This is a genomic window from Actinoplanes regularis (assembly GCF_900188005.1).
GTDB classification, from domain to species: Bacteria; Actinomycetota; Actinomycetes; order Mycobacteriales; family Micromonosporaceae; genus Actinoplanes; species Actinoplanes regularis.
This window is the reverse complement of record NZ_FZNR01000003.1, coordinates 144,426-162,055: the sequence shown is the minus strand read 5'-3', so window position 1 is coordinate 162,055 and position 17,630 is coordinate 144,426. Positions and strand designations below refer to the sequence as shown.

Sequence of the window (17,630 nt, the reverse complement as noted above, 5' to 3'; positions counted from 1 at the left end):
CCCGCACGCTAGATCGCCGAGCGACCGCGTCGAATCACACTGTGATATCGGACACTCGCCAGCGATCAGTCCTCAATGGCGGGCGGTCCATCCGGAAACAGGGTGCTGTGCACGGCCTGCCAGATCTCCCCGTTCGCCGCGACCAGCAGGCCCCGGCGCCGGTTCGTCGGCCGGTACTCCGCGCCGTCCAGATGCCGGGCGACCCCACCGGCCTCCCGGACGATCAGCGTGCCGGGCGCGTGGTCCCACGGCAGGATCCGCCAGAACAGCCCGAACTGCTGCGCGTCGGCGACGATCGCCGGGTACTCGTGCCCCGCACAGTGCCGCCCGCCGGTGTATCCGCCCAGCCCGTCGCCGTACGCGTCGACCTGGTTCCGCAGCTGCTCCGGCAGGTATTTACGGGAGATCACGCCGTGCAGCCCGGCGGCGGCCGGCGCGTCGGCGCGAGCCTTGAGCCGGACCCCGTCCCGGAACGCCCCGGCCCCTAGCTCGGCCACCGTCAGCCGGTCCTCGACCACGTCGAGGATCCAGGCCGCCACCGTCTCGCCGTCCCGGACCAGCGCGGTCATCACGCAGAACGGCGTCCGTCCGGCGGCGAAGTTGTTGGTGCCGTCGACCGGGTCGACGATCCATACCGCACCACCCGCACCGATCCGGTCGCGGACCGCTGGATCGGCCGCGACCGCCTCCTCGCCGACCACCACGGAGCCGGGCAGCAGGGCGGTCAGCCCACGGGTCAGCGCCCGCTCCGACTCCTGGTCGGCGATGGTGACCATGTCCCCGGGTGACTTCTGGTACACCTCGTCGGCGGTCAGCCTCCGGAAACGGGGCAGCACGACGGTCTGCGCGACCTCACGGATCAGTTCGGAAACTTGATCAAGCACGCGGCGGCAACTTCACGACGCTGACGAAGAACTCGTCGATCTGCCGGATCACCGCGATGAACCGCTCGAAGTCCACCGGCTTGGTCACGTACGCGTTCGCGTGCAACTGGTAGCTGCGCAGGATGTCCTCGTCGGCCGACGACGTGGTGAGCACGACCACCGGGATCCGGCCCAGGTCCTCGTCCTTCTTGATCTCGGCGAGCACCTCGCGGCCGTCGCGCCGCGGCAGGTTCAGGTCGAGCAGGATCAGGTCGGGGCGCACCGCGTCCGCGTACTGACCCTCGCGGCGCAGGTACGCCAGTGCCTCGGCGCCGTCGGACACCACACTCAGCCGGTTCCGGACCTTGTGCTCCTCGAACGCCTCCTGAGTCATCAGGACGTCACCGGGATCGTCCTCGACCAACAGGACCTCGATCGGAGTGCCACTCTCCCGTTCGATACTCACGCGTCCACCACCTCTCGGGTCTGAAGTTCTTCGCCCGGCTCGTCGGCGCCGATCAGCGCGGGCAGCGTGAACCAGATCGATGCACCCGGAGTGACGTCGACGTCCAGCCAGATCCGCCCGCCATGGTATTCGACGATCTTCTTGACGATCGCGAGTCCGATGCCGGTGCCGTCGTACGCGTCCCGGGCGTGCAGCCGCTGGAAGATCAGAAAGACCTTGTCGGCGAACTCGGCCTCGATCCCGATGCCGTTGTCCCGCACGTTGAACGTCCACTCGTCGCCGTCCCGCTCGGCACTGATCCGAACCTCGGGCGGCACGTCCGGCCGGCGGAACTTCAACGAGTTGCCGACCAGGTTCACGAAGAGCGTGGTGAGCAACGGCTCCTCACCCTCCACAGTGGGCAGGGTGGACCAGCTGATCTCGGCGTCCGCGCCCGCCCGGGACTCGAGCTGCGACCGCACCTCCCCCAGCACCTTGTTCAGGTCGACGTCGGTGAAACCGCTGGTCAGACGACCGATCCGGGAGAACGCCAGCAGGTCGTTGATCAGCCGCTGCATGCGCTGCGCGCCGTCCACCGCGAAGCCGATGTACTGGTCGGCGCGCTCGTCCAGTTGGCCCGCGTAGCGGCGCTGCAACAGCTGGCAGAAGCTGGCCACCTTGCGCAGCGGCTCCTGCAGGTCGTGCGAGGCGACGTAGGCGAACTGCTCCAGGTCCCGGTTCGACCGGGTGAGCTCCTCGGTCTGGCTCTGCAGCTGCTGGTTGACCCATTCGACCTGGTGGCGGGTGTCCCGCACCTCGTCGAGCTCGGACGCGATCTGCTGACGCATCCGATCCACGTCCTCGGCCAGCCGGACGAGCTCGGGCACTCCGAACCGGCTCTCGATGTGCCGCTGGTAGTCGCCGGCCGCCACCCGGCGCACCTGTCCGGCCAGGTCCAGGATCGGGCGGGTGATCAACCGGTCCAGCAGGAGCAGCAGGAAGACGCCGGTCAGTACGACGATCGCCGCGGCGGTGATCTCGATGGCCACCATGGTCTGACTGGAGTCCTTGGCGGCTTGCGCGCCTTTGTCGCGAAGCACCTGGATGTGCCCCTGCATCTCACCGATCGCGGTACGCACCTCGTCGAACCGGGTGGTGCTGCCGGCCTCGATCTGCTCCTGGGCGGCCTGCACACCGTCGCGCTGGACCGTCGCGATGACCGGCTCGGCCACCTCCCGGTGCCAGGCGCCGATCCGGTTCTTCACCTGTTCCAACGAGTCCCGGATCGCCTGGTCGCCGGGCTTCAGCAGGCTCTCGATCCGCTTGATCTGAGCGTCCTCGTCGCTCCGTCCCTGCCGGTACGGATCCAGGTTCGCGTCCCGGCCTGTGATCGCGTAGCCACGAACACCGGTCTCCTGGTCCACCACCGCGGTGCTGAGGCTCTCGCCTGCGGCACGCATCGGGCCGGCCCGGTTCAGCACGTCGTCCAGTTGGTTGTTGTGCTCCGCGGCGGTGAACGCGGCAAAGACGCCGAGGCCGACGAGGATCAGGCCGACCATGGCACAGAGCGCGACGATCCGCCCGCGAAGGGACCAGTGATGCAGGCTCACCGTCCACCGCCCCGGGAAATCAGCAGCATCGCCACGTCGTCGGTGAGCGGGCCACCGTTGTCCTGGTCGGCCCGGTCGACCAGCCAGCCCGGCAGCTCGGTCAGCGGGACCTCGCGGGCGGCCGGCTCGGCCAGCAGAGCGCAGAGCCCGTCGACGTCCAGGCGCTCCTCGCCGACGCCGGTACGCCCCTCGATCAGGCCGTCGGTGTACATCAACAGGGACCAGTCATCGCTGGGGAACTCCAACTCGGTAGCCGGTGTGGGAGTAGGACGTACCCCGAGCACGATCCCGGTACGCGCGCGCACCGGCGCGGCGCGGCCGCCGGTGAGCACGATCGGTGGCGGATGGCCGGCCAGTCGTACCGTCGCGCGGTTGCCGGCCAGATCGATCGTGGCCGAGGCGACCGTGGCGAACACCTCCCGCGCCCGCCGCTCGGTCATCAGCACCTGTTCCAGCGAGGCGAGCACCTTCTCCTCGGGAACCCCGGCGAGGACCAGCGCACGCCAGGCGACCCGGAGCTCGACACCGAGCGCGGCCTCGTCCACGCCGTGCCCGCAGACGTCGCCGACGATCACGTGCAGCCGGTCGTCCCCGATCTGCACCACGTCGAAGAAGTCACCGCCGAGCAGGCCGGCCGCGCGCCCGGACCGGTAGAACGTCTCGACCAGGACCTCGGTGGTCTGCATCAGCGGCTTGGGCAGCAGACCGCGTTCCAGCCGGGCCGACTCCGCCTGGCGCAGCTCCACCTCGCGCAGCCGGCGGGCCGCCTCGTCGGCCCGCTTCCGCTCGACCGCGTAACGCAGCGCGCGGACCAGCCAGACGCCGTCGACCTGGCCCTTGACCAGGTAGTCCTGGGCCCCCTCGGCGACCGCCTGGACCCCCAGGTGCTCATCGGAGCGGCCGGTCAGCACGCAGACCGCGGCGCGGCCGGCGACGGCCAGCAGCTTGCGGAGCCCGTCGATGCCCTCGGCGTCCGGCAGGCCCAGGTCGAGCAGGACGCACTCGGCGTCGGCGACCCGGTCGCGAGCCTCGCGCAGGCTGCTGGCGACGGTCAGCTCGAACGGTGCCTCGGCCTCGCTGAGCAGCTCACTGACCAGGAAGGCGTCGCCCTCGTCGTCCTCGACCAGCAGAACCCGTAACCGCTCCATCTGATCGAGCGCGTAGGTGCGGGATGCGAGCGAACGCTCCATCATCTAAGAATCCCCACTTCACGCAGAGGTGACCTCGGAATCGTGTACCACCGGGCGCGGCGGCACAACAACGGTCACCACCGGAGTGATCACCCTTCACGCCGACCCGCTGGGAGCGCCGCCCTCGGCGGCCTCCGCCACCCGGCGGACATGATCGGCGATCACCTGGCCGAGGACGCCGTGCAGCCGTCCGCACTCCTGGCAGCGCAGGTTCTCGTCCAGGTGGCGACCGCCGCACGCGACGCACTCCCCGCGATCCTCCGGGTCGCGATAGGACGCCAGGGCCCGGCACATCGCCCGGATCACGTGATCACTCAGGGCGAAGGTCTCATCACCGAGCGCGGTGCGCAGCCCGAGCAGCGCCACCGGCGAGGAGTCCGGTTGCGGGTCGTAGGGGGCCACCGCGTCGATGAATTCCGCGATGACGGCGGCCGGGTCGAACGAGGTAGTCACTCCGACAACGCTATTGCACGCGCCAATCGATCTACCGGGTACCCGGATGTCGTACCTCCACGATTAGATGTCACCCATGCGTGACGCCGCTCTTCTCCGGCCGGCTCGGCGCGGCTTCGCCGCGCTGGCCGTCCTCGCCGTGCTCGCCCTGGCGGGCTTCGCCGCGGTCCGCTCGATCCTGCCGCCGCCCGCGGTTCCGGCCTCCGCACCGGCCGACGAGTTCAGCGCCGAGAGAGCCTTCCAATCCGTCCGTACGATCGCCGCCCTCCCCCACCCGGCCGGAAGCGCCGCCAACGACCGGGTGCGCGACTACCTCGTCGAGACCCTGCGCGGCCTGGGCCTGAGCCCGCAGGTGCAGGACACCGTCTCGGTGCAGGGCGGTGAGCTCTCCGCCAGCGCGGGCGGCACCGGCCTGGCCCGGGTGCGCAACGTGGTCGCGGTGATCCCGGGCAGCGCCTCCACCGGGCGGATCTTCCTGGTCGCGCACTACGACTCGGCGCAGACCGGCCCGGGCGGCAACGACGACGCGGCCGGCACCTCCACCATCCTGGAGACGGCCCGCGCCCTGACCAAGGGCGCCAAGCCGCGAAACGACGTGGTGCTGGTGCTCACCGACGCCGAGGAGGCCTGCCTCTGCGGGGCCGAGGCGTTCGTCCGGCAGAACGAACTGGCCCGTGAGGGCGGCGTGGTGCTGAACCTGGAGGCGCGCGGCAGCTCCGGCCCGGCGATCATGTTCGAGACCTCGGAGGGGAACGCGAAGCTGGTCGGGGCGTACGCGCACGCGCCCTACCCGGTCGGCACGTCGTTCGCCGTCGAGATCTACCGCCGGCTGCCGAACGACACCGACTTCACGTCGTTCCGCGAGGCCGGTTTCGCCGGTCTGAACTCGGCGTACATCGACGGCGCGGCGGTGTACCACGCGCCCACCGACCTGCCGTCGTCGATGGACCGCGACAGCCTGCAGCACCACGGGGCGAACGCGCTGGCGGTCACCCGTGAGCTGGCCGGCATCGATCTGGACGAGGTCCGGCACCCCGGCGGGGACGCCACCTACTTCCCGGTGCCCGGCCTGCTGGTCCGCTACCCGGGTGGGCTGGTCTGGCCGCTGGCCGTGCTGGCGGTGCTCGCGGTCGGGGCGCTGGCCGTGCTGGCCCGGCGACGGGGCCGGCTGACCGGGAAACGCCTGGCCATCGCGGGGGCGTTCACGCTGGCTCCGATCGTGGTCTCGGTGGTCCTGGCCCAGCTGTTCTGGACGGTGCTGACCCTGATCCGTCCGGAGTACGGAGCGTTGCCGATCGATCCGTACCGTCCGGGCTTCTACCGCGTCGCGGTGGTCGCGATCGCCGCGGCCGTGGTGTTCTGCTGGTTCGCCCTGTTGCGCCGCCGGCTCGGCGCGGCCGCGCTGGCCGTCGCCGGTCTGGGCTGGCTCGCCGGGCTCGGCGTGCTGCTGGCCGCGCTCACCCCGGGCGGCGCCTACCTGGCGACGCTGCCGGCGCTGGCCGGCGCGCTCGCCGCCCTGGTGGCCCTCTTCGTACGGGAGTGGGCCGCGACCGCCGCGATCACCGTCGGCGCCGGAGTCGCCGTGGTGATCCTGCTGCCCACCGTCGTCATGCTCTTCCCCGCGCTGGGCATGGGGATGGGCGCCGCGGGCGCGTTCCTGACCGTGCTGCTCCTGCTGGCGCTGCTGCCGGTGATCGACCTGATCCACCCGTCCGCCGAGCCGGTCCAGGGCCTGCCCGCGCTACGCGCCCGCCGCAGGGGCACGCTGGCCACCCTGGTCGCCGCGCTCGTGGCGATTGCCTGCACGGTGGCCGGCCTGGTCGTGGACCGGTTCGACGCCGGCCACCCGGCGCTCACCCAGTTGATGTACGCGCTGGACGCCGACACCGGCAGGGCCCAGTGGCTCAGTTCGGAGGCGAGCACCCAGGAGTGGACCTCGCGGTACGTCTCCGGCGACCCGAAGCCGGTGGCCGAGACCCTGCCGGCGTTCGGGGCGGCCGAGTTGCGGACCGGCCCCGCCCAGGCCGCCGTCCTGCCCGCGCCGGAGGTCACCGAGGAGTCCGAGGTCCCGGCGGCGAACGGTGACCGGGTCGTCAGCCTGCTGCTCAAACCGCAACGCGCGGTCCGCTTCACCACCCTGCACGTGGCCGCGGCGACCCAGGTCGTCAGCGCCACGATCGGCGGCCAGACGGTCCCGGTCGACAAGTCCGCCGGCGGCGGGTGGGGCTTCGGCTTCGTCTTCCACGCCCCACCGGCCGAGGGGGTGAAGGTCGTGCTGACGATCCACGGCACCGGGCCGGTGAAGGTGCGGGCGATGGACGCCAGCGACAACATCACCGAGATGCCCGGTTTCCAGGCCCGTCCGTCCGGCGTCGGCGTCCTCGGCTCGCACAGCAGCGAGATGGTCGCCGTCACCAAGACCTACAACTTCTGACCCGAGATCACCGACCCCGGCCGCGGCGGCCGGTCGGGGCGTCGAAGCGGAAGTGCACGAAGAGGCGGCCCCAGTTGTCGCCGTCCTTCTCCACCCGGTGGTAGAGCTGCTTGATCTCCTTCTGGTCGAGGAAGCGGATCACCTTCTTCTTCAGCGCGCCGCTGCCCTTGCCCGGGATGATCTCGACGAGGGTCGCCTTCTTCTGGATCGCCTCGTCGATGATCCCCCGCAGGGCCCGGTCGATCTCTTGGCCCTTGTTGAAGATGTCGTGCAGGTCCAGCTTCAGCTTCATGATCAGACCTTATTCCGCGGCCGACTTGCCGAGCCAGGCCTCGACGCGGCGCAGCGCCTCCTGGTAGTCGGTCTGCTGCTTCATCGCGACGGCCAGCCGCAGGTGCGGCAGCGCCTCACGGAAACGGCCGGCCCGTTCCAGGGTCCGGCCGAGCACGTGGTGCGCGTAATGGTCCGAAGGATCATGCTCGATCAGTGCTCTGAGCTGCGTCTCCGCGCGGCTCAGCTGGGCCGAGTTGAAGTAGGCCCGGGCGAGTAACTGACGGACCGCGGTGTTGTGCGGCTCCGCCTCGACTATCGGTTCGAGCAGCTTGGCCGCGCCGAGCGGGTCACCGGACTCGAAGAAGAAATTGGCCCTGCGGTACTCCTCGAGAAGATCCACGTGCAGCTCCCCACGCTCGCGCCGCCGACAATGACCAACGCTTGCACAACATCGAGGCCACAGCGAGTGTTCCGAGGCTCACGGTTCCCGGCGAAACATCTGAAACACCCAGAAGAACGGCGGAGAAATGCCGCTAACGCTTGACGTACGGAAGGCCATGCCGAAGACCATGACGGCGCGCCGTATCAACCCGCTGTGCGGGGGAGACGATCTTCCTGTACGCCAGGCTCACAGCTGCTACACAGGAAATGGAAAGCCGGCGCAGAGCGTCGCCCACCACAGTAGGGGGCATGACGATGGCGAACGCAGACTCCAGCACCGAACTCCGGCGGCCGGACGGAACCCCGGTTCGGGTGCTCGTGGTGGATGACGAGCCGACGCTGGCCGAGCTCCTCTCGATGGCCCTCCGCTACGAGGGCTGGGAGGTCAAGAGCGCCGGCGACGGGCTGACCGCGGTGCGTACGGCCCGGGACTTCCGGCCGGACGCCGTCGTCCTGGACATGATGCTTCCGGACATCGACGGGCTGGAGGTGCTGCGCCGGCTGCGCGGAGAGGCACCCGAGGTGCCGGTGCTCTTTCTGACCGCGAAGGACGCGGTCGAGGACCGGATCACCGGGCTCACCGCCGGTGGCGACGACTACGTCACCAAGCCGTTCAGCCTGGAAGAGGTGGTGGCCCGGCTGCGCGGGCTGATGCGCCGGATGGGGCACGCCCCGATGCGTACCGAATCGCAGCTCATCGTCGGTGACCTGAGCCTGGACGAGGACTCGCACGAGGTGCGCCGCGGCGGCGACCTGATCACCCTGACCGCGACCGAGTTCGAGCTGCTGCGCTACCTGATGCGCAACCCGCGCCGGGTGCTGAGCAAGCCGCAGATCCTGGACCGGGTCTGGAACTACGACTTCGGCGGGCAGGCCAACGTCGTCGAGCTGTACATCTCGTACCTGCGCAAGAAGATCGACGCCGGCCGCGCCCCGATGATCCACACCATGCGCGGTGCCGGCTACGTCCTCAAACCGGCCGACTGACCCATGCGCGCCGCCGACCCGGCCCACCCCCGCCCCGCCCGCTGGCGCAGCCCGGCGGGCTGGCCGCTGCGCACCCGGCTGGTCACCACCATGATCGCCCTGCTCGCGGTGCTGGGCCTCGTCGTCGGCGGCACCGCCGAGCTCTACCTCAAGCAGTCCCTCTACGACCAGATCGACGATCGACTGGGCGAGGTCCAGCGGCTGATGGCCGGCGGCCCCAGAGGTTCGGATTGGCAACGAAATTCCGGATCCAGTGGCCCGGACCAGGGTGCGATCCCCAAAAATACGGGTGGGCAGAAGGGTCCCGGATCGAATGACCCGGCCCAGGACGAGGGCCCGAACTTCCCGCCCGGCGCACGAGCGGGATGGATCAATCTCACCCTGAATTCGTCGATGGCCAAGCTGGAGGGTGGCCTGATTCAGAATCGGGCCACCCCAACAATGATGAGCTCCGGTCACTACATTTACTTCCAGTACCAGGATTTGACGGACACGGAGATGGCCGCACTGCTCTCGGTCGATCCGGGCGAGGAGAAGGAGACCGTCTCCGTCGGGAATCATGGCAACTACCGAGTTTCGATCGTTCGGACACGCACGGGCCGGCCGGGCAGCAGCTCGGACATTCAGGATGCCGGCTACTCCGTCCTCGCGATACCGCTCTCCGACGCCAACTCGACGCTGCTCGCCGTCGCCGGGTTCACCGGGTGCGTCATCCTGGGTTCGCTGCTGATCGCGGGTTGGGCGGGGGCGCTCATCATCCGTCGTACCCTCAAGCCTCTTGATCGGGTCGCGGCGACCGCGAGCCGCGTCGCCGAGCTCCGCCTGGACCGCGGCGCGGTGCAACTCGCGCAGCGAGTGCCCGAGGCCGACACTGACCCACGGACCGAGGTCGGCCAGGTCGGCGCCGCCCTGAACCGCATGCTTGACCACGTCGGCAACGCCCTGGAGGCGCGGCACGCCAGCGAGATGCAGGTCCGGCAGTTCGTCGCGGACGCGAGCCACGAGCTGCGCACGCCGCTGGCGGCGATCCGTGGCTACGCCGAGCTGAGCCGGCGCAGCCGGCAGCCGATCCCGGACGAGCTGGCCCACGTGCTGGGCCGGGTCGAGTCCGAGGCGAAGCGGATGACCACCCTGGTCGAGGATCTGCTGCTGCTGGCCCGGCTGGACGCCGGCCGGCCGCTCGCCCAGGACCCGGTCGACCTGACCATGCTGGCCGTCGACGCGACCAGCGACGCGCACGCCGCCGGCCCGCGCCACTACTGGCAGCTCGACCTGCCGGACGAGCCGGTCACCGTGATCGGCGACGGCGCCCGGCTGCATCAGGTGGTCGCGAACCTGCTGGCCAACGCCCGCACCCACACCCCGGAGGGCTCGACGGTCACGGTCAAGGTCGGCACCATGCCGAACGCGGCGGTGCTCCAGGTGATCGACAACGGCCCGGGCATCAATCCTGAGCTGGTCCCGCACATCTTCGAACGCTTCGCCCGCGGGGACAGCTCGCGGTCCCGGGCGGCCGGCAGCACCGGCCTCGGCCTGTCGATCGTGCACGCCGTGGTCAGCTCGCACCGCGGAAAGGTCGGTGTGCAGAGCCGGCCCGGGCAGACGATCTTCACCGTGATGCTGCCGCACGCCCCGCAGGCGATCATCCCAACTGCTGAACTTCACACCTCTTATCTGCCTGGGGCGGCCTGATTCGGGCTATGCTGGCGGGCGTGTCCAGGACGTGGTCTTTCTATTGGTTTACGAGGCCGGCTCGCGCCGGTGCCTCGGCCATGACCGCATGACCTGAGACACCCTGCCAGAGCCGGCAAGGCAGCGACGAGCGTCGCTGCCTTTTTGTTTGCCCCGAGCAAACCGGCTCTCGTCAGGGCCGGTTGAAGGAGAGAGATCACCGTGACCGCCCCCGAAGTACAGCGCGTCCGCGACCAGCGCATCGGCAAGATCGTTCCGCTGATGAGCCCAGCGCTGCTGCACCACGAGCTGCCCCTCACCTCCGAGATGCACGACACCGTGCTGGCCGGCCGTAAGCAGGTCGAGAATGTGCTCAACGGCCGAGATCAGCGCCTGCTGGTCGTGGTCGGGCCATGCTCGGTGCACGACCCCGCCGCCGCCGGCGAGTACGCCGACCGTCTGAAGGTCGAGGCGGAGCGGCTCAGCGAAGACCTGCTGATCGTGATGCGGGTGTACTTCGAGAAGCCGCGGTCCACGGTCGGCTGGAAGGGCCTGATCATGGATCCGACCCTGGACGGCGCCGGTGACGTCGGCAGCGGCCTGCGGATCGCGCGCAAGCTCCTGCTCGAGGTCGTCGGCCGGGGCCTGCCGGTCGCTGTCGAGTTCCTCGACCCGATCACCCCGCAGTACATCGCGGACACCGTGGCCTGGGGCGCGATCGGCGCCCGGACCGTCGAGTCGCAGGTGCACCGCCAGCTCTCGTCCGGCCTGTCGATGCCGATCGGCATGAAGAACCGCCCGGACGGCAGCGTCTCCACCGCCGTCGACGCCATCCAGGCCGCCGCGGTGCAGCACGTCTTCCCCGGCATCGACTACTCCGGCACCCCGGCGATCCTGCACACCACCGGCAACCCGGACTGCCACCTGGTGCTGCGCGGCGGTGGCGGCAAGCCGAACTACAGCGCCGCGGACGTGGAGTCGTCGCTGGCCCTGCTGCGCAAGGCGGGGCTGCCGGAGCGCCTGGTGATCGACTGTTCGCACGGCAACAGCGGCAAGGACCACAACCGCCAGTCGATCGTCGCCGAGGACATCGCCGGGCAGATGGAGGCCGGGCAGCGTGCGATCAGCGGCGTCATGCTGGAGAGCTTCCTGGTGCCGGGCCGGCAGGACCTGGGCGGCGAGATGACGTACGGCCAGTCGGTCACCGACTCCTGCATGGGCTGGGACGGCACGGTCACCGTGCTGGACCGGCTCGCCGCGGCGGCCGCCAAGCGCCGGGCCCTCTGACCCGTCCCCCTGCTGTGAGTCCCGCCCCGGTCGGCGGGACTCACAGGGAGCGCACAGTAGCGGCACAAGGACGCGACAGCGCCGACGCCGAGAGTTCATCGAGTACGCATCCGCCAGCTCTGGGAGTACCTCGATGCCCTCGACCTCGCCGGCCCCGACGGACACCGAACCGTCCCCGGCCGCCGTTGAAACCCCCGCACCGGTCATCGACCGCGAAGCGATCCGGGAAGAAGCCCTCGACGAGACCACGCCCGCGGAGAAGCCACCACGGATCGGCCCCGCGCGCTACCTGCTCGGCCGTACCGACGCCCCGTGGATCCGTCCCTCCCTGTTCGTGCTGCTCGCGGGCACCGCACTGCTCTACATCTGGGGTCTCGGCGCGTCCGGCTGGGCGAACGCGTTCTACTCGGCCGCGGTCCAGGCCGGCTCGGTGAGCTGGAAGGCGTTCTTCTACGGCTCGTCCGACGCGGCGAACTCGATCACCGTGGACAAGACGCCGGCCTCGCTCTGGATCATGGCACTCTCGGTACGGATGTTCGGCCTCAGCTCCTGGAGCCTCCTCGTCCCGCAGGCGCTGCTGGGCGTGGCGAGCACCGGCCTGCTCTACGCCACGGTCCGGCGCGGTTTCGGCCCGGCGGCCGGTCTGATCGCCGGCGCGGTCTCCGCGCTCACCCCGGTGGCCGTGCTGATGTTCCGCTTCAACAACCCTGACGCGCTGCTCGTACTGCTGATGGTCGCCGGGGCGTATGCCACGCTGCGCGCCGTGGAGAGCGGCTCCACCAGGTGGATCGTGCTCGCCGGCGCCCTGGTCGGCTTCGGCTTCCTCACCAAGATGCTGCAGGCCCTGCTGGTCGTACCCGCATACGGCCTGGCCTATCTGATCGCGGGCCCGCCCAAGCTGCTCAAACGGATCTGGCAGTTGTTGCTGTCGCTGGCCGCGCTGGTCGTCTCCGCCGGCTGGTACATCGCGATCGTCGAGTTGGTGCCGGCGTCCGCCCGGCCGTACATCGGCGGCTCGCAGAACAACAGCCTGCTCGAGCTCACGCTGGGCTACAACGGCCTGGGCCGGCTCAACGGCGAGGAGACCGGCAGCGTCGGTGGCGGCGGTGCCGGTGGCGGCGGGATGTGGGGTGAGACCGGCTGGCTGCGGATGTTCGACAGCTCTCAGGGCGGTCAGATCTCCTGGCTGCTGCCGGCCGCGCTGATCGTGCTGGTGGCCGGCCTGGTGATCACGGCTCGCCGGGCTCGGACCGACCTGCAGCGGGCGGGTCTCGTGCTCTGGGGCTCGTGGCTGCTGATCACCGGACTGATCTTCAGCTTCATGCAGGGCATCTTCCACGCGTACTACACGGTGGCCCTGGCGCCGGCCGTCGGCGCGGTGGTCGGCATGGGCGTGAGCCTGCTCTGGAAGCACCGGTCGAACCTCTTCGCGGCGCTGACCCTCGGCGCGGCGATCGGGGTCACCGCCTGGTGGTCGTACCGGCTGCTGGGCCGTAGTTCCGACTTCCTGCCCTGGCTGCGCACCCCGGTCCTGATCGTCGGGATCGTGGCGGCGGTCGCGGTGGTCGCCTCGTTCCGGAGGTCCCGGCGGGTCGCGCTGGTGGGTGGGGTGGTCGCGCTGGTCACGGCGCTGGCCGGGCCGGCCGCGTACGCCGTGCAGACCGCGTCGGAGCCGCACAGCGGGTCGATCCCGACGGCCGGTCCGTCGGTCGCCGGCGGCTTCGGCGGGCCGGGCGGCGGGGGTCGCGGTGGGGGTCGTGGCAACGGCGGGGGCTTCCCCGGCGGCCAGAACGGCGGCTTCCCCGGCGGCCAGAACCAGGGCGGCTTCCCCGGCGGCGGAAACCTCGGCGGTCAGAACCAAGGAAGCCAGAACCAGGGTGGCCAGAACCCGGGCGGTTTGCCCGGCGGCGGCTTCCCGGGCGGTGACGGCCAGAACCAGGGCGACGGCGGCAACCGCGGCGGTCGGGGCATGGGCGGCGGGGGCATGGGCGGCCTGCTCAACGCCGCGTCGGTCAGCACCGAGATGAAGACCCTGCTGGAGCAGGACGCGGACAGCTACACCTGGGTCGCCGCGGCCGTCGGTTCGCAGAACGCCTCCGGTTACCAGCTAGCCACCGAGAAGCCGGTGATGGCGATCGGCGGCTTCAACGGCACCGACCCCTCACCCACGCTGGCCCAGTTCAAGGACTACGTGGCCGCCGGAAAGATCCACTACTTCATCGGTGGAAGCGGCTTCGGCGGAGGCGGGTCGAGCAACAGCGACAGCGGCCAGATCGCCTCATGGGTGGCCGAGAACTTCACCGCGAAGACCGTCGGCAGCACCACCGTTTACGACCTCACCACGGGCGTCTCCGGCACGACCGCCTGAGCACCCTCCACACCCGGACGACGCGGGCGGCTCCCTGACGGGGGCCGCCCGTTTTCGTCGCCGGATACGCCCCCTCGCAAAACGGACGGAAGCACTCACAGTCGGCCCACAGCATTCTTATACAGGGCGCAAAGAAGCCGGGCGGAAATTGTTTCTCATGAGCCTTTTGACGATGCCTTCGCAGGACACCGGTTCGACCCTCGTCACCACTCCGGTGCTCGACGTCGTCGTGCCCGTCTACAACGAGGAAATCGACCTCGAACCGTGTATCCGGCGCTTGCACGGCTACCTCACGGCCCATTTCCCCTACCGGTTCCGGATCACCATCGCGGACAATGCGAGCGTCGACGGCACCGCGGCCGTGGCGCAGCGCCTCAGGGCCGAATTCCCCGAGGTCGAGGCGGTACACCTGTCGCTGAAGGGCCGCGGCCGGGCGCTGAACCACGTCTGGACGCACTCCGACGCGGCCGTGCTGGCCTACATGGACGTCGACCTCTCCACCGACCTGGGCGCGCTGTTGCCGCTGGTCGCGCCGCTGATCTCGGGCCACTCCGATCTGGCGATCGGATCCCGGCTGGCGCGCGGCTCGCGGGTGGTCCGCGGCGCGAAGCGAGAATTCATCTCTCGCGGCTACAACCTCATCCTGCGTACGACCATGGCCGCGCGATTCTCCGACGCGCAGTGCGGTTTCAAGGCGATCCGCTCCGATGTTGCCCGCCGGCTGCTGCCGATGGTGGAGGACACCGGCTGGTTCTTCGACACCGAGATGCTGGTCCTCGCCGAGCGGGCCGGCCTGCGCATCCACGAGGTGCCGGTCGACTGGGTGGACGACCCGGACAGCCGCGTCGACATCGTGTCGACCGCGATCGCCGACCTGAAGGGCATCGTCCGGATCACCCGCGCGCTGAGCACCGGAAAGCTGCCGATCGCGGCACTGCGCCAGCAGCTCGGGCGCAACCCGCTGCCGGTTCAGGGCGTACCGAGCGGCCTCACCGGTCAGCTGATCCGCTTCGCCGGCGTGGGCGTCGCCAGCACGCTGGCGTACCTGGTGCTCTACGCGCTGCTCCGGGTCGGGGTGGGTGCGCAGGCGGCGAACCTGATCGCCCTGCTGGTCACGGCGGTGGCGAACACCGCGGCGAACCGGCGGCTCACCTTCGGGGTGAGCGGCGCGGACGGCGCCCTCCGCCACCAGGCTCAGGGGCTGGTGGTGTTCGGCATCGGGCTGGCGCTGACCAGTGGCTCGCTGGCCCTGCTCGACGCCGCGTCCACTCAACCGTCCCGCCTCGTCGAGCTGGTGGTCCTGATCCTGGCCAACCTGATCGCGACCGCGGTCCGTTTCCTCCTGATGCGCGTCTGGGTCTTCCGCGGTTCCCGGGGCCGCTCCTGAAGCGCCCGCCCCCGTCCCCGGGACCGCTCCTGAAGCGCCGCCCCCGAACCGCACCGCAAACACCGATCCCGGGACCGCGCCCGAAGCGCCGTCCCGGGATCGCGCTCGAGGCGCCGCGACAGCGCCCGATCGGCGAGCTTGAACCCGAAGCACCGCCACCACATGCACCGCGTTCCCGCACCCCCGCGCCGAGTCGTTTCTATCGCTATCTGACCCGATGGTCCGAAAAGTGAGACGTACTTTGGACTGTTCGCACCGTCATCGAAACACGGCAAAGCCGTTGTACCGGTAACCGAACACCTTTCCGGTCATCTCACTCCGTGGGCTCAGCGACCCGCGTCACGGGTGGATCGGCCGAAAAAATCGGCACACGCAGACGTATCACGGAGGCAACTCAGAGGTAACAATGGGCTTTGATCGGGATAGCCGGCTCTCGATCCTTGCTTCACCGGCGCGGCGACCGGAAGGTAGCAAAACATGCTCAGCAAAGAGGACAGCCGACGGCTGGCACAGCTGGAGCGCCAGCTCCGGCGCGACGACCCCGACTTCTGCGCTCGGATGGGCGGCGGCAACTTCAGTGTTCGAACGCCCCGGCCACCGTTAGCCCTCTTCTTCCTCGCCGCCGCGATCGCCGCAGTCGCGATCGTCCTCGGCGCGGCCGGCTGGTGGATCGCCGCCGTGATCGTCGCCGTCTGGGGCGTCGGCACCGCGATCGCCGCCGGTTACCGCCTCCACAAGTTCCGCGGTCGCTGACCACCACCTGATCGAGCCCGCGCCCGGCACGGCGCGGGCTCGATCGCTTTCCCGCACCGGCCGATCCGTGACCCGGTCGACTCCGTCGCGGCCGGTACCAGCACGCGGACCCGCGGCACGATCCGCCCGGTCAGCCCTGTTCGACGCTCGTCACGGCCGATACCAGCACGCGGGCCCGCGGCACGACCCGCCCGGTCAACCCTGTTCGACGCTCGTCACGGCCAGCACCACGGCGCGCGGGCTCGACAACACGATCCGCCCGGGAAGCAGGCCGGCGGCCGGAGCCATGCTCGGCTGCGCCAGCACGATCACCTCGGCGTCCACCTCGCTCAACCGCTCAGCGATGACCTCGTAGTAGCGCCCCAATTCACCCGATTCGAAGTACTTCCACGCCTCCAGGCAGGGCACCAGCACCAGATCGGCGTCCGGATCCTCGTCCCGCAGCAGCGCGGTCGTCGGCTCCAGGGTGGACTCCACCGCGTACGCCACCGCGATCCGCCCGCCCACCGTGACCGCGGCGCGCGCCATCGGCCGGTCCCCGCGCAGCACCCCGGCCCGCTCGGCCTCCGCCCCGATCGTCGAACAGGTGCAGACGATCACGTCAGCCCCGGCCAGCTCCGCCAGCCGGGCTCGCACCCGCTGCTCGACCGGGAGCCCGGCACGCGCGTCCGCCAGCAGGCTCGGGTCGACCACGTGCCGATCACGCCACCCCGGCGCCAGCTCCGCGACGAGGGCGCGGAACGTCGCCACGTGCACCTCGGCCGTGTGCAGAAACCCGATCGTGTTCACTCGCGGCACCTCCCGGTCCGTCAGGTACGCCGACCGTATCGCCGGGACGCGACATTCTTCAGCCGCTCCCGCCGCGCGCCCGGCAGGCCCTCCACGTATTCCCAGGTGTCCAAGTTCGTCGGCCCGTACGGCCCCGCCTGCGGAATCGGCGGCTCCCCGGTCAGCCGGTACCCGCACCGCCGGGCCACCGCGGTGCTCGCCGTGTTCGCCGGATCGATCCGCAGCAGCAGCCGGCTGAGCCGCAGCGTTCCGCACGCATAGTCGGTGAGCAGCGACAGCGCCGCCACCGCCAGCCCTCGGCGACGGAACGGCGCGCCCACCAGATATCCCAGCTCCGCCTCGCGCAGCGCCGGATCGACCCCGAAGAGCAGCATCTCGCCCAGCGGAGCACCCCCGTCCGCGGTGATCGCGAGCTGGATCCGCCGACCGGTCAGCCGCCCCTGCCGAGCACGTTTCAGGTAGGCGAGTCCGGCCTCGATGTCGAACGGCGACGGCATCGGTGTCCAGCGTGCAATGTCTGGCTCGTCCAGGATCGCAACCAGATCTTCGAGATCGTCAGGAGTCCATTCCCGCAGCACGATGCCATTGCCCGCCAACGTCAGCGGGTGCGGCAGCGGGCTGGCGGTCACGTCTCAAATCCTGCCCATAAAGACCCGTATGCGGCTAGTGCCGATCCCCA

The 17,630-nt window shown here is 70.2% G+C and carries 16 protein-coding genes; 7 read left to right on the top strand and 9 right to left on the bottom strand.

Features of this window, described 5'->3' with window-relative positions; genetic code table 11:
• Positions 1 to 65: 65 nt before the first annotated feature.
• From CHC09_RS10220 to CHC09_RS10200, 5 genes are all read right to left on the bottom strand, one after another.
• Positions 66 to 884 carry an inositol monophosphatase family protein gene (locus CHC09_RS10220; RefSeq protein WP_089292801.1) on the bottom strand — a complete coding sequence of 273 codons (819 nt, stop codon included), beginning with the start codon at positions 882 to 884 and terminating at the stop codon, positions 66 to 68.
• Positions 877 to 1,329 (bottom strand): response regulator, encoded by a 453-nt coding sequence (locus tag CHC09_RS10215; protein ID WP_179277026.1) that lies wholly within the window; start codon positions 1,327 to 1,329, stop codon positions 877 to 879. Before CHC09_RS10215 ends, CHC09_RS10220 begins: the two co-directional genes overlap by 8 nt.
• Positions 1,326 to 2,918, bottom strand: a complete 1,593-nt coding sequence (locus CHC09_RS10210; protein ID WP_089292800.1) for a sensor histidine kinase — start codon at positions 2,916 to 2,918, stop codon at positions 1,326 to 1,328. Before CHC09_RS10210 ends, CHC09_RS10215 begins: the two co-directional genes overlap by 4 nt.
• The gene (locus CHC09_RS10205) at positions 2,915 to 4,111 is read right to left on the bottom strand and encodes a PP2C family protein-serine/threonine phosphatase (RefSeq protein ID WP_089292799.1); all 1,197 of its coding nucleotides are present in this window, start codon (positions 4,109 to 4,111) and stop codon (positions 2,915 to 2,917) included. The genes CHC09_RS10210 and CHC09_RS10205 overlap by 4 nt, the downstream gene beginning before the upstream one ends.
• Before the next feature lie 93 nt (positions 4,112 to 4,204).
• Positions 4,205 to 4,561, bottom strand: coding sequence for a hypothetical protein (locus CHC09_RS10200; RefSeq protein WP_089292798.1), 357 nt, complete (start codon positions 4,559 to 4,561; stop codon positions 4,205 to 4,207).
• 76 nt (positions 4,562 to 4,637) lie between these two features.
• Here CHC09_RS10200 and CHC09_RS10195 point away from each other — a divergent pair, with 76 nt between their 5' ends.
• Positions 4,638 to 6,995 (top strand): M28 family peptidase, encoded by a 2,358-nt coding sequence (locus CHC09_RS10195; protein ID WP_089292797.1) that lies wholly within the window; start codon positions 4,638 to 4,640, stop codon positions 6,993 to 6,995.
• Between the two features lie 7 nt (positions 6,996 to 7,002).
• Here the strand turns inward: CHC09_RS10195 and CHC09_RS10190 are convergent, their stop codons facing one another.
• On the bottom strand, positions 7,003 to 7,287 hold the full coding sequence (locus tag CHC09_RS10190; RefSeq protein ID WP_089292796.1) for a Smr/MutS family protein: 285 nt from the start codon (positions 7,285 to 7,287) through the stop codon (positions 7,003 to 7,005).
• A gap of 9 nt (positions 7,288 to 7,296) precedes the next feature.
• The gene (locus CHC09_RS10185) at positions 7,297 to 7,668 is read right to left on the bottom strand and encodes a tetratricopeptide repeat protein (RefSeq protein WP_089292795.1); all 372 of its coding nucleotides are present in this window, start codon (positions 7,666 to 7,668) and stop codon (positions 7,297 to 7,299) included.
• A gap of 290 nt (positions 7,669 to 7,958) precedes the next feature.
• Between CHC09_RS10185 and CHC09_RS10180 the strand changes: the two genes are divergently transcribed.
• From CHC09_RS10180 to CHC09_RS10155, 6 genes are all read left to right on the top strand, one after another.
• Complete coding sequence (locus CHC09_RS10180; protein ID WP_089292794.1) at positions 7,959 to 8,696, top strand: response regulator transcription factor; 738 nt, start codon at positions 7,959 to 7,961, stop codon at positions 8,694 to 8,696.
• 3 nt (positions 8,697 to 8,699) lie between these two features.
• Positions 8,700 to 10,388 carry a sensor histidine kinase gene (locus CHC09_RS10175; RefSeq protein ID WP_089292793.1) on the top strand — a complete coding sequence of 563 codons (1,689 nt, stop codon included), beginning with the start codon at positions 8,700 to 8,702 and terminating at the stop codon, positions 10,386 to 10,388.
• 201 nt (positions 10,389 to 10,589) lie between these two features.
• Complete coding sequence (locus CHC09_RS10170) at positions 10,590 to 11,654, top strand: 3-deoxy-7-phosphoheptulonate synthase (protein WP_089292792.1); 1,065 nt, start codon at positions 10,590 to 10,592, stop codon at positions 11,652 to 11,654.
• 133 nt (positions 11,655 to 11,787) lie between these two features.
• Positions 11,788 to 14,022, top strand: coding sequence for an ArnT family glycosyltransferase (locus CHC09_RS10165; RefSeq protein WP_089292791.1), 2,235 nt, complete (start codon positions 11,788 to 11,790; stop codon positions 14,020 to 14,022).
• 157 nt (positions 14,023 to 14,179) lie between these two features.
• Positions 14,180 to 15,409, top strand: a complete 1,230-nt coding sequence (locus tag CHC09_RS10160; protein ID WP_089292790.1) for a bifunctional glycosyltransferase family 2/GtrA family protein — start codon at positions 14,180 to 14,182, stop codon at positions 15,407 to 15,409.
• Between the two features lie 477 nt (positions 15,410 to 15,886).
• Positions 15,887 to 16,162, top strand: a complete 276-nt coding sequence (locus CHC09_RS10155; RefSeq protein WP_089292789.1) for a DUF3040 domain-containing protein — start codon at positions 15,887 to 15,889, stop codon at positions 16,160 to 16,162.
• A 195-nt stretch (positions 16,163 to 16,357) separates the two neighbouring features.
• Here CHC09_RS10155 and CHC09_RS10150 read toward each other — a convergent pair whose 3' ends face one another.
• Both CHC09_RS10150 and CHC09_RS10145 read right to left on the bottom strand, forming a co-directional pair.
• The gene (locus CHC09_RS10150) at positions 16,358 to 16,951 is read right to left on the bottom strand and encodes a hypothetical protein (RefSeq protein ID WP_089292788.1); all 594 of its coding nucleotides are present in this window, start codon (positions 16,949 to 16,951) and stop codon (positions 16,358 to 16,360) included.
• A gap of 20 nt (positions 16,952 to 16,971) precedes the next feature.
• The gene (locus CHC09_RS10145) at positions 16,972 to 17,580 is read right to left on the bottom strand and encodes a GNAT family N-acetyltransferase (protein WP_089292787.1); all 609 of its coding nucleotides are present in this window, start codon (positions 17,578 to 17,580) and stop codon (positions 16,972 to 16,974) included.
• Between the last annotated feature and the right edge of the window lie 50 nt (positions 17,581 to 17,630).

Bases quoted from the DNA above. Each gene is read 5' to 3' on its own strand.
- CHC09_RS10180 (WP_089292794.1), top strand. From the start codon at position 7,959: ATGACGATGGCGAACGCAGACTCCAGCACCGAACTCCGGCGGCCGGAC.
- CHC09_RS10205 (WP_089292799.1), bottom strand. From the start codon at position 4,111: ATGATGGAGCGTTCGCTCGCATCCCGCACCTACGCGCTCGATCAGATG.
- CHC09_RS10190 (WP_089292796.1), bottom strand. From the start codon at position 7,287: ATGAAGCTGAAGCTGGACCTGCACGACATCTTCAACAAGGGCCAAGAG.
- CHC09_RS10175 (WP_089292793.1), top strand. From the start codon at position 8,700: ATGCGCGCCGCCGACCCGGCCCACCCCCGCCCCGCCCGCTGGCGCAGC.
- CHC09_RS10155 (WP_089292789.1), top strand. From the start codon at position 15,887: ATGCTCAGCAAAGAGGACAGCCGACGGCTGGCACAGCTGGAGCGCCAG.
- CHC09_RS10195 (WP_089292797.1), top strand. From the start codon at position 4,638: ATGCGTGACGCCGCTCTTCTCCGGCCGGCTCGGCGCGGCTTCGCCGCG.
- CHC09_RS10165 (WP_089292791.1), top strand. From the start codon at position 11,788: ATGCCCTCGACCTCGCCGGCCCCGACGGACACCGAACCGTCCCCGGCC.
- CHC09_RS10160 (WP_089292790.1), top strand. From the start codon at position 14,180: ATGAGCCTTTTGACGATGCCTTCGCAGGACACCGGTTCGACCCTCGTC.